The sequence below is a fragment of the Streptomyces sp. NPDC059895 genome, from assembly GCF_042731035.1.
Taxonomy (GTDB): Bacteria; Actinomycetota; Actinomycetes; order Streptomycetales; family Streptomycetaceae; genus Streptomyces.
The window spans coordinates 1-14,097 of the sequence record NZ_JBHWKO010000031.1 but is presented as its reverse complement, the minus strand read 5'-3'; the positions used below and the strand labels follow the sequence as shown (position 1 = coordinate 14,097).

At 71.4% G+C, this 14,097-nt stretch carries 12 protein-coding genes; 8 read left to right on the top strand and 4 right to left on the bottom strand.

Annotated features, from left to right (window positions below; all coding sequences use genetic code 11):
* The first annotated feature begins 125 nt into the window (after positions 1–125).
* Positions 126–1,682 (top strand): FAD-binding oxidoreductase, encoded by a 1,557-nt coding sequence (locus tag ACFV9M_RS28700; RefSeq protein ID WP_385077462.1) that lies wholly within the window; start codon positions 126–128, stop codon positions 1,680–1,682.
* 29 nt (positions 1,683–1,711) lie between these two features.
* Here ACFV9M_RS28700 and ACFV9M_RS28695 read toward each other — a convergent pair whose 3' ends face one another.
* The 3 genes from ACFV9M_RS28695 to ACFV9M_RS28685 form a co-directional block, all read right to left on the bottom strand.
* Positions 1,712–2,425: a phosphatase PAP2 family protein gene (locus ACFV9M_RS28695; protein WP_385077459.1), complete on the bottom strand. Its 714-nt coding sequence runs from the start codon at positions 2,423–2,425 to the stop codon at positions 1,712–1,714.
* A gap of 238 nt (positions 2,426–2,663) precedes the next feature.
* Positions 2,664–3,671, bottom strand: a complete 1,008-nt coding sequence (locus tag ACFV9M_RS28690) for an NlpC/P60 family protein (RefSeq protein WP_385077457.1) — start codon at positions 3,669–3,671, stop codon at positions 2,664–2,666.
* 37 nt (positions 3,672–3,708) lie between these two features.
* Entirely contained in the window at positions 3,709–5,463 is a 1,755-nt protein-coding gene (locus ACFV9M_RS28685; protein WP_385077454.1) for a serine/threonine-protein kinase, read from the bottom strand.
* 174 nt (positions 5,464–5,637) lie between these two features.
* On the opposite strand from ACFV9M_RS28685, the gene ACFV9M_RS28680 reads away from it, so the two are divergent.
* From ACFV9M_RS28680 to ACFV9M_RS28650, 7 genes are all read left to right on the top strand, one after another.
* Complete coding sequence (locus ACFV9M_RS28680; RefSeq protein WP_385077451.1) at positions 5,638–5,883, top strand: DUF397 domain-containing protein; 246 nt, start codon at positions 5,638–5,640, stop codon at positions 5,881–5,883.
* A 305-nt stretch (positions 5,884–6,188) separates the two neighbouring features.
* Positions 6,189–6,497: a hypothetical protein gene (locus ACFV9M_RS28675; RefSeq protein WP_003991275.1), complete on the top strand. Its 309-nt coding sequence runs from the start codon at positions 6,189–6,191 to the stop codon at positions 6,495–6,497.
* Between the two features lie 189 nt (positions 6,498–6,686).
* Positions 6,687–7,505 (top strand): hypothetical protein, encoded by an 819-nt coding sequence (locus ACFV9M_RS28670; protein ID WP_385077448.1) that lies wholly within the window; start codon positions 6,687–6,689, stop codon positions 7,503–7,505.
* The gene (locus ACFV9M_RS28665) at positions 7,495–8,850 is read left to right on the top strand and encodes a hypothetical protein (RefSeq protein WP_385077445.1); all 1,356 of its coding nucleotides are present in this window, start codon (positions 7,495–7,497) and stop codon (positions 8,848–8,850) included. Before ACFV9M_RS28670 ends, ACFV9M_RS28665 begins: the two co-directional genes overlap by 11 nt.
* A 23-nt stretch (positions 8,851–8,873) precedes the next feature.
* Positions 8,874–10,415, top strand: coding sequence for an SCO6880 family protein (locus tag ACFV9M_RS28660; RefSeq protein WP_385077493.1), 1,542 nt, complete (start codon positions 8,874–8,876; stop codon positions 10,413–10,415).
* 9 nt (positions 10,416–10,424) lie between these two features.
* Positions 10,425–11,849 carry an ATP-binding protein gene (locus ACFV9M_RS28655; RefSeq protein ID WP_385077442.1) on the top strand — a complete coding sequence of 475 codons (1,425 nt, stop codon included), beginning with the start codon at positions 10,425–10,427 and terminating at the stop codon, positions 11,847–11,849.
* Between the two features lie 18 nt (positions 11,850–11,867).
* Positions 11,868–13,376 carry a type IV secretory system conjugative DNA transfer family protein gene (locus ACFV9M_RS28650; protein WP_385077440.1) on the top strand — a complete coding sequence of 503 codons (1,509 nt, stop codon included), beginning with the start codon at positions 11,868–11,870 and terminating at the stop codon, positions 13,374–13,376.
* A gap of 18 nt (positions 13,377–13,394) precedes the next feature.
* Here ACFV9M_RS28650 and ACFV9M_RS28645 read toward each other — a convergent pair whose 3' ends face one another.
* Positions 13,395–13,949, bottom strand: coding sequence for a GNAT family N-acetyltransferase (locus ACFV9M_RS28645; protein ID WP_385077437.1), 555 nt, complete (start codon positions 13,947–13,949; stop codon positions 13,395–13,397).
* Positions 13,950–14,097: the final 148 nt, after the last annotated feature.

Here is a 14,097-nt window from a genome sequence, read left to right as displayed (position 1 = left end):
CACCTGACGCACCTGACGCACCTGACGCACCCTCACCATCTCTTCCTCCCGGCCGGGGAACCCCGTCCCCCCGGCCGCCGTCTCGCTCCATGAAGCCGGCCGACGGAAGGCACGGGACACTGGATATGGAACGGCGTACGTTCATCGCAGGCGGCACGGCCGCGGTCACGGCGTTCACGACGGCCGCGTGCAGAGCGTCGGCCCACGGCGGCGGCACCCCCACCCCAGCCACCGGCGCCACCGGTACCGCGCACACGTCCACCGGCGCCGCGGCCGCCCCCGACTGGGCGGCCCTCGCCCGCGACCTGGACGGCACCCTGGTCCGCCCCGGCGACGCCTCCTGGGCCACGGCCCGGCAGCTGTACAACACGCGCTTCGACACGCTCGAGCCGGCCGCGGTCGCCTACGCCGCCCACACCGACGACGTCCGCACGCTCCTGGCGTACGCCCGCGCCCACGGCACCCGGGTCGCCATCCGCAACGGCGGTCACTCCTACGGCGGCTGGTCCTCCGGCGACGGGCGGCTGATCCTCGACGTCTCCCGGCTGAGCCGGGTCCGGGCGAGCGGCGGCACGGCCGTGGTCGGCGCCGGCGCCAAGCTGATCGACGTCTACCGCGCGCTGGCCGCGAAGGGAGTGACCGTCCCGGCGGGCTCCTGCCCGACGGTCGGCGTCTCCGGCCTGGTCCTCGGCGGCGGCCACGGCGTGGTCTCCCGCGCGTACGGCCTGACCTGCGACAGCCTCACCCGGGCGACGCTGGTCACCGCCGACGGCCGGCAGCTCACCGCCGACGCGTCGACGAACAAGGACCTGTTCTGGGCGCTGCGCGGCGCCGGCAACGCCACCTTCGGCGTCGTGACGGAACTGCACTTCACCACCCACCCGGCCCCGCAGGCCGTGACCGGCTACCTCACCTGGCCCTGGTCGAGGGCGGCCGCGGTGGTCGGGGCCTGGCAGGAGTGGGGCCCGGACCAGCCCGACGAGATCTGGTCCTCCCTCCACCTGTCCAACACCCCCGGCGGCACGCCCCGGATCTCCGTCGCCGCGTTCTCCCTCGGCACGTACGGCGAACTCCAGAACGCGGTCGACCGCCTGGCGGACCGGGTCGGCGCCCCGGCCAGCGGCGTCTCACTGCGCCGCCGTACGTACGAGGAGGCCATGGAGGTGTACGCCGGCTGCTCGTCCTTCTCCGCCGACGCCCAGTGCCACCTGCCGGGCTCGACCCCCGGCCGCACCCCGCAGGGCGAGCTGGCCCGGGAGACGTACGCGGCCGGCTCCGACTTCTTCGACCGCTCCCTGCCGGCGGCCGGCGTCCGCACGCTGCTGGACCGGGTGAGCACCGTCCGCGGCGGCGCGGGCAGCATCGCGCTCACGGCTCTGGGCGGCGCGGTGAACCGCGTCTCCCCCACGGCGACGGCCTTCGTCCACCGCCGCTCCCGCATGCTGGCCCAGTACCTCGCCTCCTGGCGCTCCGGCACGTCCGGCACGGCGGCCCGGTCCTGGCTGGCCTCGGCCCACGGGGCCATGAAGCTGTACGCCTCGGGCGCCGCCTACCAGAACTACGCGGACCCCACCCTGACGGACTGGAAGAAGGCCTACTACGGTGACGCGCTCCCGCGTCTCACCCAACTGAAGCGGCAGTACGACCCGGAGGGCTTCTTCACCTACCCGCAAGGCCTGTGACCGTCATGCCGCCGGTGTCGCCGCCGGCCTCACGCGGCGAGATCCCGCTCCTCGCTCGCCGTCTCCTCCACCCGGGCCCCCGACACCGGCGCACCGCCGCCCGCCTCGCGCGCGGAGCGGCTGCGGACCACCCATCCCACCCGGGGCGACCGCTCCACCGCCCGCAGCACGGGCGTCAGCAGCATCGAGGCCACCGGGGACAGCAGCAGTGCCACGGCCGTACCGAGCGCGAAGCCGCCGACCACGTCGGTCGGGTAGTGCACGCCCATGTAGACCCGGCAGAACCCCTCCAGCAGGCCGATGGCTATGCCCACCAGCCCGAACTTCCGGTTGGCGACGAACAGCGCGACGCCCATCGCCATGGTGATCGTGGCGTGGTCGCTGACGAAGGAGTAGTCGGTCTTGCCGGAGATCAGCACCTCCAGCCCCTGATGGTCGAGGAACGGCCGGGGCCGCTCCACGAAGCCGCGTATCGGCACGTTCACCAGCACCGCGACCCCCGCGGCCAGCGGCACCCACACCAGCGCGGCCACGGACGCGGCGGCCTCCTCGGCGGAGCCGGGCCGTCTGCGCACCGTCCACCAGCACCACAGCACCAGCAGGACCATGGTCAGCAGGAGTCCGTACTCGCCGACGAACTCGACGACCCGGTCCAGCCAGTGCGGGGCCTCCTTGGCGAGGCCGTTGATGTCGTAGAGCAGGTCGACGTCGGGGTTCGACCCGGATGCGGCGAGTCCAGCCATGGTGCTGCGGCCCCTTCGTCGTGTCGTGCCCGGCGCGCCTCACGCGCGCCGCTCGTACCCACCCCCGTGGTGTGTAGATCCGCTACCGCCGGTGTGTTTCAGTCTCGGGCAGGGCTCGGCTACGTCAACAGGAACGCACGGTCCCCCTTGATACGTTCCACTCTCCACCGAATGATCACGCAGACGTTATCGAAGAGAGATACGTCTTCGCAGCTCAGAAGGGGCGTTACCGGTCGGTTCAGACCGTCGTGGGGAGCGCTTTCGCGCCATCTTCGGTCACCCGGGTGGCCCCGAAGTACTTGCGGGTGTCGATCGGGTCGAACCGGATGACGGCCCCCGTGTACGGAGCGTCGATCATGTACCCGCCCCCGACGTAGATCCCCACGTGGTCGATGGCCCGCGAGTTGTTCGGATCGGTCGAGAAGAACACCAGGTCCCCCGGCAGCAGCTCGTCCCGCGCCGGGTGCGGCCCCGCGTTGTACTGGTCGTTCGCCACCCGCGGCAGAGTGATCCCCACACTCTCGTACGCCGCCTTGGTCAACCCCGAACAGTCGAACCGTCCACCCTGCTCAGCCGTACCGTTCCCACCCCACAGATACGGCGTCCCGAGCTTCTTCTGCGCGAAGTAGATGGCCCCGGCAGCCTGCTCGGAGGGGTCCACTCGGGTGACGGGGGCGGCGAAGGACTCCGCGAGCGTCGTGATCGTCTTCACGTAGTTCTGGGTCTCCTGGTACGGCGGCACGCCCCCGTACTTGATGACCGCGTACGCCCCCGCGTTGTAGGACGCGAGCATGTTGTGCGTGGCGTCGCCGGGGACGTCCTTCACGTACGACGCGAGCTCGCAGTCGTACGACGCGGCCGACGGAATCGCGTCATTCGGGTCCCAGACGTCGCGGTCCCCGTCGCCGTCCCCGTCGATCCCGTGCGTGGCCCAGGTGCCCGGGATGAACTGTGCTATCCCCTCCGCCTTCGCCGGGCTCTTGGCGTTGGGGTTGAACCCGCTCTCCTGGTACAGCTGGGCGGCGAGCAGCGCGGGGTTGATCGCGGAGCAGAGGTTGCCCCACTTCTGCACGAGCGCCTGGTACGCGGCCGGCACCGCGCCCTTGGCCAGGGTGACGGTCTTGCCGCCGACACCGTTGGCGAGATTTCCGGCGACGAGGTACACGCCCACGACGAGCAGCATCACGAAGCTGAGTCCCGCCGCACCGACGGCCCCCGCCACGACCCACGCCTTACGCACCGTCAACCGCCCATCGCCAGAAGGGGAGTCTGCCCGCGTCAGTTTACGAGCTGCCCACCCGGAAGCCGGTACAACCGATGCTCTCGTAGTCGCTGGGACCGCTCTTGACGTGATAGATGACGGCGGTCCAGTCACCCGGGTCGTTCGCCACGGGGATCGCCGGGTCGGTGTCGCCCTCCGCGTAGTGGCTCTCGAAGTCGTCTGGGTAGGTCAGTTCGACGTACCCTCCGTCCTTCCAGTTCTGGTAGATGTCCACGGGCTTGCTGGTGTAGCCGACGGTCTTGTTCTCCGTCATCACCTCGTACGGTCTGCCCGTCTCCGCGTCGATGTCGTGCGGTGGCTTCACGCCCACCGAGACGTAGTACGGCTCGGGTGCCTGGGTCTTGAGCTCCGCGTACTTGAACCGGAAGGTGATCCTCGCCCGTTCCGAGACGGTGGGGGAGTCGGGATCGTCGGCGTCGTCCACGCCGTACTGGAGTTCCTCCTGCGGGCTGACGGCACCGATCTGCCGGCACTGCCCGATGCCGTGCGCGGCATCGGCGGGATCGGTCGAGAGAGTCCAGTAGTCCCTGGAGATCCGGTCGTTCAGGATGTGGTCGGGCACCTTCTGCGAGACCGCGCTCGCGGACGGGGACGCGGACGACGAGCTCCCGTTCCGCGCCCGGGACCCGTCACCGTCCTCCAGCGTCCTGAGCACCACGGCGGACGCCGTTCCCACGACCACCGCCACGGCCAGGGCCACCAGCCACGGTGTACGGCGCGACGGGCGCCGCCGCGGCACGGCCGTCGCCGAGGGCGGCGACGGCGCGAGCGTCGGCACGTACCCCGGGGACGCCGTCGGCACATAGCCGGGCCCGGCGGTCGGCGGGTACACCGGCGGAGCGGGCGCACCGTGCCCCGGGGGCACCAGCCCGGCCGCCACGGCCGCCCGGAGGTCCTGCGGCGCCGCCTCGGTGTCACCGGTGAGCCGACGGTAGAAGGGATCCTCGGCGAGCGCGGAGGCGATCGCGCAGCGCGCGATGACGGTGTCCAGCCCGGGCCGCCGCTCAGGCTCCTTGGCCACGCACGCGTGGACGAGGGCGGCGAGTTGGGGGTCGACGCCTTTCACGTCGATCTCCTCGTGGACCACCCGGTACGACACCGCGTGCGTGGGCCCGGAGCCGAACGGCGGGCGGCCCGTCAGGGCGTGGGCGAGCGTCGCACCCAGCGCGAACACGTCCGCGGCCGGGCTGACGTGATTGCTGATCATCACCTCCGGCGCGGTGTACCCAGGGGTGCCCGGGGTCAGCCCCGTCTGGGTCAGGGCCGTGTCCGCAGCCCCGCGAGCGATGCCGAAGTCGATGAGCAGCGGCCCCTGCGGCGCCAGGATCACGTTCTGCGGCTTGAGGTCCCGGTGCGTGACGCCGTACCCGTGGACGCTCGCCAGGGCCTCGGCCAGCGCCGCGGCCAACCGCAGCGCGCTGTCCGCCGGGAACGGCCCCCGCTGTCCCACCGCCTCGCCCAGCGTGGGGCCTGACACGTACTCGGTCGCCAGCCAGTAGGGCGCCGAGTCGAGCGAGGCGTCGATGAGATTCGCCGTGTACGCGCTCCGCACCGCCCGGACCGTCTCCACCTCCCGCCGGAACCGCGCCAGCGCCTCCGGATGGTCGGTGATCTCCTCCCGGATGACCTTGATGGCGACGAGCCGTCCGCCGGGTGAGCGGCCGAGGTAGACCTGCCCCATGCCGCCCGCGCCGAGCCGGGCGAGCAGGGTGTACGCGCCTATCCTTGCCGGATCGTGAGCCCTCAGTACGTCCACCGAACGACCATGCCACACGGGTCAGTTCAACGGACCCCCGGCACTCGGCCCACAACGGATCCCCGCGCCCGGTCCGGCGGCGCCTAACCGCTCACGGTGGTACGCGGGGCGGGTCTACGGTGGGGCGTGGAAGCCTCCACACCCTCCTCACCACCCCCAGGAAGGACACCCCCCATGTCTGACATCCCGTCCGACCTCACCTGGATCCGCGCCGCCCCGCCGGAGGCGACCGGCCCCGGCCCCTGGATCGAGATCGCCTTCGGCGAAGGCGACGACGGCGAGGCCCCCGTCTACCTCCGCGAGACCAGCGACCCGGAGAACGTCGTCACGACGAACCGCCGCAAGTGGGACGCGTTCGTCCTGGGAGTGCAGGCCGGCGAGTTCGACCACTTCGTAGAGGGCGTCGAGACGGAGTACTGACGCGCCCGTCACGGGGCGGCATGAGACCATCGTGACGGGTCTCTCACCCGACCGGCCGTCAGAACCGGGACAGGGCTGTGAAGTGGGACAACGACGGAACCACACAACAGGTTCCGCACCGACCTCATTGCCCGGCGTGACCTGCCGTGATACACAGAGTAACCGTACGAGCTATTCGTACGAATCCCGCCCATCAATGACGCCAAGTCGACATACGACGGCGGCTTTGTCGGCGACAATGAGGCTGACCTCTGCACACCGCAGGGGACCGACTGCGGAACTACCCACCAGGGGCGGTGACTTACATGCTCTTTGCGGCCGACAAGGGAGACATCAACACCATCATCGGCGGGATCGCTCCGGACTGGGGGCCCTTCGGCAGCCTGGGCAACGAGGCCAAGGTGATGATCGAGGTCGTGATGGCGGTCGCCATCCTGCTCTGCCTCGGCATCGCCATCTGGGGCGCGGCCAAGCAGCGCATCGGTGCCACCGCCCTGCGGGACACCTTCAGCGCCGAACAGGGCAAGGGCCTCATCATCGCGGGCCTGACGGGCGTCTTCATCATCGGCTCACTCGGCACGCTGTTCACGATCGTGTACGGCATGGCCGTCTAGCCGTCCCCGTCCTCCCCCAGTCCCGTCCGGGCACGCCCGGCCCTCTCCACCCCACCCATCCGTCGTGCCCACCGGCTGAGGTTGCGTCTCCCTGATGTCGAGTCACCACACCGCGCCCGCGCGGGAACCAGCACGGCTACCGTCGTACTACTACGCGTTCCGGTACGGCAGCGAGGGGGCGTACGCGGCATGAGTCCCGGCGACGACCACGACTACGGCGAACCCGCGGGCACCCGCGTCCGCCTGCCCGACGCCGACCTCTACGGCGGCGCCCGCCGTCCGGGCCGTTCCTCCTCGCGCGGCCTGGTGACGGTCGTCGGCGTCGTCGTGCTCCTCATTGCCGCGATCGCCATCGCCAACCGCGGAGGAGACGATTCCTCATCGTCCTCCGCAACGAGCAAGGGCGACCAGCCGAAGACGTCGACCACGGCGGCGAGCGGGACGAAGCCGGTCGAGACCAAGACCGGCGACGTCCCCTCGGGCTTCGCCCACAGCCGGCAGGGCGCCCAGTCGGCGGCCGCCAACTACGCCGTGGCCCTCGGCTCGACCGGCATGTTCCGGACGGACACCCGGCACACCCTCGTCGCCACCGTCTACACCGCCGGCGCCGCGGCCGACCTCCAGGGGCCCATGGACCAGGCCTACTCGGCGGACTTCCTCGCCACGATGGGCCTCGACGCCGACGGCAACCCGCCCGAGGGCGACACGTTCGTCTCCCGCGTCGTCCCCGTGGGCACCACCGTCCAGGCGTACGCCGACACCACCGCCCGGGTCGCCGTCTGGTACCTGGGCCTGATCGGCATGTCCGGCGAGACCTCGACCGACCCCGTCACCTCGTCCTGGAAGACCTGGACCTTCGACCTGGCGTGGACCGGCGGCGACTGGAAGATCGTCAGCGACGAGCAGCAGGACGGCCCCGCGCCGGTCCCCGGCGACGACGTGGCCGCGTCCTCCGACGACATCAGCAAGGCCATCGAGCAGTACGGAGGGTTCACGTATGCCCGGTAACCCGCACCGCGTGCTCCGGCTCGCCGGAGTCGTCGCCGCCGTCCAGACGGCGGCCGTACTGCTGGCCACCCGCGCCGTCGCCGCGCCGACGCCCGACCCGTCACCCAGCCCGTCGGCCTCGCCCTCGCCGTCCCCGTCGAGCAGCCTGGACTGCAGCCTCATCACCGGCGAGGCCAAGGAGTACTGCGAGCGCGGCAACGGCACCTCCGACGGCACCACCACCCCCCTCACCGACACCACCGACCCCCTCTCCTCCCTCGCCAAGGGCTGCGCCGAAGCCGCCGCCTGGACCGTCGACAAGCTCAGCGAGGCGGTCAAGGACACCGCGAACGTCGACTTCACCAACCCCAAGTTCCTCCAGCAGTACGCGGTCGTCTTCGCCGCGTCGACGGTCCTGACCCTCCTCCTCTGGCTGCTGGCCGTGGCCAAGCGGGCGGTCCGCGGCGTCCCCGTGACCACCGCCATCGGCGAAGCCGTCGGCTTCCTGTGGCTCACGGTGCTCGCCTCCGCCTTCACCCCGCTGATCCTCTACACGGTCGTGTCGGCCACCGACGGCATCACGGACGTCCTGGCGAAGACCACCGGCGACCAGACCGACACCTTCTTCGGCACCTTCTCCGCCGCCCTGGAGAAGGGCGAGGACATCGGCGGCGGCCCGATCATGCTGATCGTGGTCTCCCTGGTCTCCATCCTCGCCGCCGGCGTGCTCTGGCTGGAGCTGGTCATCCGGGCCGCCCTCCTCTACGTCGGCGCCCTGCTCGGCACGGTCGTCTACGCCGGCCTGGTCGACAAGAACCTGTGGAGCCACGTCCGCCGCTGGGCCGGCATCATGATCGCGGTCATCCTGGTCAAACCGGTCATCGTGATCGTCCTCGGCCTCGCCGGCGCGCTCTCCGCCGACGACGGCCCGGACGCCTTCTCCGCCGTCGTCTCCGGCCTCGCCATCATCCTGCTCGCCATCTTCGCCAGCGCGATGATCTACCGCTTCGTCCCCGGCTTCGGCGACGAGCTCGCCGGCTCGCGCAACAACCGCATCATGCGGGGCGCCGAAGGCAAGGCCGCCGCCGTCATCAGCTCCCCGGCGACCCTCGTCGCCCAGGGCATCAAGACGCACAGCACCCGCGCCGACAGCAACGGCGGCGGCGGTGCGTCCTCCGGCGGCCCCCGCCCGGCCCACCAGACCGCCGGCGGTGTCGCCGCGCACAGCTCGCGCACCCCGAACGGGGGTGGCGGCTCCGTCCCCTCCGCCGCGCCCCCGCCCCGCACCGGCAGCCCGGTCAACACGCCCCACGCCAGCAACACCCGCAACAGCAGCAACAACCGCACGGGAGGTGAAGGGCGTTGACGACTGATTCCCACGTGGCCCATGTGTCCCACGCGGTCACGCCCCGCCGTACATATCTGATCGGCCGCGCCCGGCCGAACGCGATCGTCGGCCGCAACCGCGAGACCGGCGAGATCGCGCTCATCGTCATCGGCGCGTTCCTCGGCATGATGTGCGGGCTCCTCGTCCCCCTCCTCGCCCTGCGCATCGTGCTCCTGGCCGGCTTCCCCATGCTCGCGCTGGCCCTGGTCTACGTGCCGTACAAGCACCGCACGTTCTACAAGTGGTTCGAGATCAACCGCAGCTACAAGCGCACCCTGCGCCAGGGCACCACGTACCGCTCCGGCGCCATGGAGGCGGGCACCCGGATCGACGGGCAGGAGATCGAGGTCGGCCCGCCGCCCGGCATCGGCCGCATCGCCTGGCTGGCCGCCCCCTTCGGCCCCGACGAGATCGCCGTGCTCCTGCACGCCGACCGCCGCACGGTCACGGCCGCGATCGAGATCGAGGGCCCGGGCGTCGGCCTGCGCGACAGCGAGGACCAGGAGGCCCTCGTCGACCGCTTCGGCACCCTGCTCAAGCACGTGGCCAACGGCGACGGCTTCGTCACCCGTCTGCAGATGCTCGCCCGCACCCTGCCCGCCGACCCCGACGCCCACGCCAAGGACGTCACCCAGCGCGGCGACGACAAGGCGCCCGGCTGGCTCCAGCAGTCGTACGACCAGCTCCAGTCGATGGTGTCCACCAGCAGCGAGCAGCACCGCGCCTACCTCGTCGCCTGTATGCACTACACCCGCGAGCTCGCCGCCGAGGCCCACGCCATGGCCCGCGCGGCCCGCCCGCAGAACGGCCGCAAGCTGGACCGGGACGCCGGCCTCGCCGTCGTCATGGCCCGCGAGCTGACCGACATCTGCTCCCGCCTCCAGGAGGCGGACATCCGCGTCCGCCAGCCGCTGGGCCAGAGCCGCCTCGCCTCCCTCGTCCACTCCATGTACGACCCGGACCACCCCATCGACCACATCCAGGCCATGACCCGGCGCAACGCCTGGCCGGCCGAACTGGACGCGATGGAGCCCACCTTCCTCCAGGCCAAGACCCGGGAGTCGTCGACCCGCGCCCCCTGGTGCCACGCCACCGCCTGGGTCAAGGAGTGGCCGATGACCCCGGTCGGCGTGAACTTCCTCGCCCCGCTCCTCGTCCACACCCCCGACGTCATCCGGACGGTCGCCGTGACGATGGACCTCGAACCCACCGAGGTCGCCATCGAACGCATGCTGACCGAGAAGACCAACGACGAGGCGGAGGCCAGCCGCGCCGCCAAGATGAACCGCACCGTCGACCCCCGCGACGTCGCCGCCCACTCCCGCCTCGACCAGCGCGGCGAGGACCTGGCCAGCGGCGCGGCGGGCGTCAACCTGGTCGGCTACATCACCGTCTCCTCCCGCACCCCCGAGGCCCTCGCCCGCGACAAGCGGACGATAAGGGCGTCGGCCGGCAAGTCGTACCTCAAGCTGGAGTGGTGCGACCGCGAGCACCACCGCGCCTTCGTGAACACACTCCCGTTCGCCACCGGCATCCGAAGGTAGGGGCTTTCCATGCGGGACCCGATGTCCGTCCTCACCGACGCCTTCACGTCCTTCCTGTTCGGCAAGGTCGAGACGACGCGCCTGCCGGTCCGCACCTCGACCGGCCAGGCCCAGGCGGTCTACCTCCCGACCGCCGCCCCCGGCCTCGGCGACTCGGGCGTGATCATCGGCCGCGAGGTCTACTCCGGCAAGGGCTACATCTACGACCCCTTCCAGCTGTACGGCCAGCAGCTCCCGGCCCCGCACTGGCTGGTCCTCGGCGAGTCCGGCAACGGCAAGTCGGCGCTGGAGAAGACGTACGTCCTGCGCCAGCTCCGCTTCCGCGACCGCCAGGTCGTCGTCCTGGACGCCCAGGGCGAGGACGGCGTCGGCGAGTGGAACCTCATCGCGCAGGCGCTGGGGATAACCCCCATCCGACTGGACCCGATGGCCGCCCTGGACCACGGCATCCGCCTGAACCCGCTGGACCCGTCGATCACCACGACGGGCCAGCTGGCGCTCCTGCGCACCATCATCGAGGTCGCGATGGGCCACGGCCTCGACGAACGCTCGGGCTTCGCCCTGAAGGTCGCCCACGCCTACGTCAACGAGACGATCGTCGAACGCCAGCCGGTCCTCACCGACATCGTCGAGCAGCTGCGCCACCCCGAACCGGAGTCGGCGGAGGCGATGAACGTCGCCATAGACGACGTACGGGCCTGGGGCCTGGACGTGGCGCTGGTCCTGGACCGTCTGGTCGACGGTGACCTGCGGGGCATGTTCGACGGCCCGACGACGGTCGGCATCGACCTGGACGCCCCGCTGATCGTCTTCGACCTGTCCCACATCGACCGCAACTCCATCGCCATGCCGATCCTGATGGCGATCGTCGGCGTGTGGCTGGAGCACACCTGGATCCGCCCCGACCGGAAGAAGCGCATCTTCCTCGTCGAGGAGGCCTGGCACATCATCAACAGCCCGTTCGTGGCGCAGCTCTTCCAGCGGCTGCTGAAGTTCGGCCGCCGCCTGGGTCTGTCCTTCGTGGCCGTCGTGCACCACCTGTCGGACGTCGTCGACGGAGCGGCGGCCAAGGAAGCGGCCGCGATCCTGAAGATGGCCTCCACGCGGACGATCTACGCCCAGAAGGCGGACGAGGCGAGGGCGACGGGCCGTGTGCTCGGCCTGCCGCGCTGGGCGGTGGAGATCATCCCGACGCTCACCCCGGGCATCGCCGTCTGGGACGTCAACGGCAACGTCCAGGTCGTCAAACACCTGATCACCGAGAGTGAACGCCCCCTGGTCTTCACCGACCGCGCGATGACCGAGTCGTCCGCCGATCTGGCCGACGACGACGCACTGCGCGCCGCCGAGCTCGAACAGGAGCAGCGGGCGGCGGCCTTCATGGAACAGCACCTGGCCGACTTGGACGGCTCGTCCGAGTCCACGGTGGCGTGAAGCAGGGGGTGCGCTGCCATGAGAGCCGGTGACGAGCGCCGTGACGGCCAGGGCGGCATCCCCGACGGCCTCCTGGTCGGCATACTCGCGTTCCTGCTCGGCATGACCCTGCTGGTGTGGACGGCCACGGGTCTGGCGGCCGTCCTCTCGCACGGCTCCTGGCCCTCCGGCGTCACCTTCACCCGCACGCCCCTGGCGATGCGCCACCTCGTCGCCCGCCCCCACGACATCGCGGGCGCCTGGCCGGACGCGGACCCCGCCGGCCTCTCCGGCTACGGGCTGTTCTGGGGCCTGTTCATCGGCGAGCTCATGCTGCTGTTCGTCCTCACGGTCTTCGCGATCGGCACGGTGACGCGCTGGCGGGCGGTACGGGCGAGGAGGCGGGCGGAGGAGGCGGTGCCCCCGGTACCGCGTGAGACGCCGGCCCCGCCGGTCCACCACGAGGTCCCGACCCCGCGCACGGAACCGGCACCACCCCCGAGCCCCAACCCGAACCCGATCCCGGAACCGGCACGGACCCCGCTCACCTCCCTGTCCACGGCGTCCACAGCGTCCACGGCATCCACGGCGGAGCGGCCCGCCGCATGGGAGAACCCCCGTCCCGAGACGGGCGTGCTCTTCGCCTCGCCGGAGAGCCGGCAGACGACCGCCGCCCAGGCCGTGCGCGACGCGGAGGGCCCCGCCCTGGTCGTCACCTCGGCCCCCGCTCTCTGGCACACCACCAAGGACGCCCGGTCCAAGCTGGGCCCGGTCCTCCTCTACGACCCCGCGCACCGGTGCGACACGCCGGCCCGCCTCCACTGGTCCCCCACCGCGGGCTGCGAGGACCGGTCGACCGCCGCGGCGAGGGCGACCGCCCTCCTGACCCCCGTGCGTCCCACGGCCCGTCTGGACCAGGCCGTCACCGACACCGCGGAGACGCTGCTGCGCTGCTATCTGCACGCCGCGGCCGTCGACGGCCGCACCATCCGCCATGTGCACCGCTGGGCCCAGGGCACCGGCGTCCAGGACGCGGTGCGCACCCTCCGTACCCATCCGAAGGCGGCCCCCGGCGCGGCCGGCGAGCTGGAGGGGGCTCTCATCTCCCATCCCGAACGCCGTGACATCGCCCAGGAGCTGACGGCCCGTGCCCTGTCCGCGCTCTCCACGGTGAACATCCGCGAGGCCTGCACTCCCAACCGAACGGATGCGCTCGCCTTGGATTCCTTCGTGAACGAAGGGGGAACGCTGTACGTGGTCGGTGAATCCATCGAGGACCCGAGGACCAGCCCCGGCGCGATGCCCTTCCTCACGGCCCTCGTCTCCAGCGTGGTCGAGCGCGGCCGGCGCGTGGCCGAACGGTCATCCTCCGGTCGCCTCGACCCACCACTGGCCCTGGTCCTGGACGACGTCGCCGCCGTGGCCCCGCTCCCCCAGCTCCCGGACCTCCTGTCCACCGGCGCGGAACGCGGCCTCCCCACCCTCGCCCTCCTGCGTTCCCGCGAACAGGCCCGCACCCGCTGGCCCCACACGGAACTGCCGGTCTGACCGCGGTACGGCGGCCGGCTAGGCCGTAGCGGGCCGTTCGAGTACGAACTCCAGCTCCCGGCTGTCCGGATCGGCCGTCAGCGGCACGACGACGCCGCTCGGCTCGAATCCCGTCCGGCGGTAGAAGGCGCGCGCCCGCCCGTTGTCCTCGTGGACGATGAGCCGTACCCGTTCGACGCCGCGGTCCCAGGCCCACTCCAGGGCGGCGTCGAACAGCACCTCGGTCAGCCCGATCCCGCGGTACTCGGGCTGTACGAACACGCCGACGATGTGCCCCTGCCGCAGTTCGACCGGGAAGCCCGCCCAGTCCTGTGTGCCGGCCTCCTCGACCAGCACGGTCACGGTCCCGACCCATTCCCCGTCCGGGCCCTCGGCGATGATCTGCTGTGCCTGCTCGGCCTTCTCGGCGGCGCGGGCCGTCCGTTCCCGCCAGAACGACTCCGGTTGCGCCAAGGCCTCCTCGTACGTCTCCAGGAATGCCAGGTGTGCGACCGGGTCCCGCAGCGCCAGCAGCCGCAACTGCCTCGCCGCGGCCCACTCGTCGGCGCGCACGGACCGAATGACGTAGCTCATGCAGGTCACCGTAGTACCCGCGCCCGGTGCCCTCACCCGAATAAAGACCCCGGAACGCAGAAATCCCCCGTGCCGTCCGGCACGGGGGATTTCTCAAAAATTGTTCGGCGGCGTCCTACTCTCCCACAGGGTCCCCCCTGCAGTACCA

Bases quoted from the DNA above. Each gene is read 5' to 3' on its own strand.
- ACFV9M_RS28670 (WP_385077448.1), top strand. From the start codon at position 6,687: ATGAGTCCCGGCGACGACCACGACTACGGCGAACCCGCGGGCACCCGC.
- ACFV9M_RS28655 (WP_385077442.1), top strand. From the start codon at position 10,425: ATGCGGGACCCGATGTCCGTCCTCACCGACGCCTTCACGTCCTTCCTG.
- ACFV9M_RS28695 (WP_385077459.1), bottom strand. From the start codon at position 2,425: ATGGCTGGACTCGCCGCATCCGGGTCGAACCCCGACGTCGACCTGCTC.
- ACFV9M_RS28665 (WP_385077445.1), top strand. From the start codon at position 7,495: ATGCCCGGTAACCCGCACCGCGTGCTCCGGCTCGCCGGAGTCGTCGCC.
- ACFV9M_RS28680 (WP_385077451.1), top strand. From the start codon at position 5,638: ATGTCTGACATCCCGTCCGACCTCACCTGGATCCGCGCCGCCCCGCCG.
- ACFV9M_RS28645 (WP_385077437.1), bottom strand. From the start codon at position 13,949: ATGAGCTACGTCATTCGGTCCGTGCGCGCCGACGAGTGGGCCGCGGCG.
- ACFV9M_RS28675 (WP_003991275.1), top strand. From the start codon at position 6,189: ATGCTCTTTGCGGCCGACAAGGGAGACATCAACACCATCATCGGCGGG.
- ACFV9M_RS28700 (WP_385077462.1), top strand. From the start codon at position 126: ATGGAACGGCGTACGTTCATCGCAGGCGGCACGGCCGCGGTCACGGCG.
- ACFV9M_RS28650 (WP_385077440.1), top strand. From the start codon at position 11,868: ATGAGAGCCGGTGACGAGCGCCGTGACGGCCAGGGCGGCATCCCCGAC.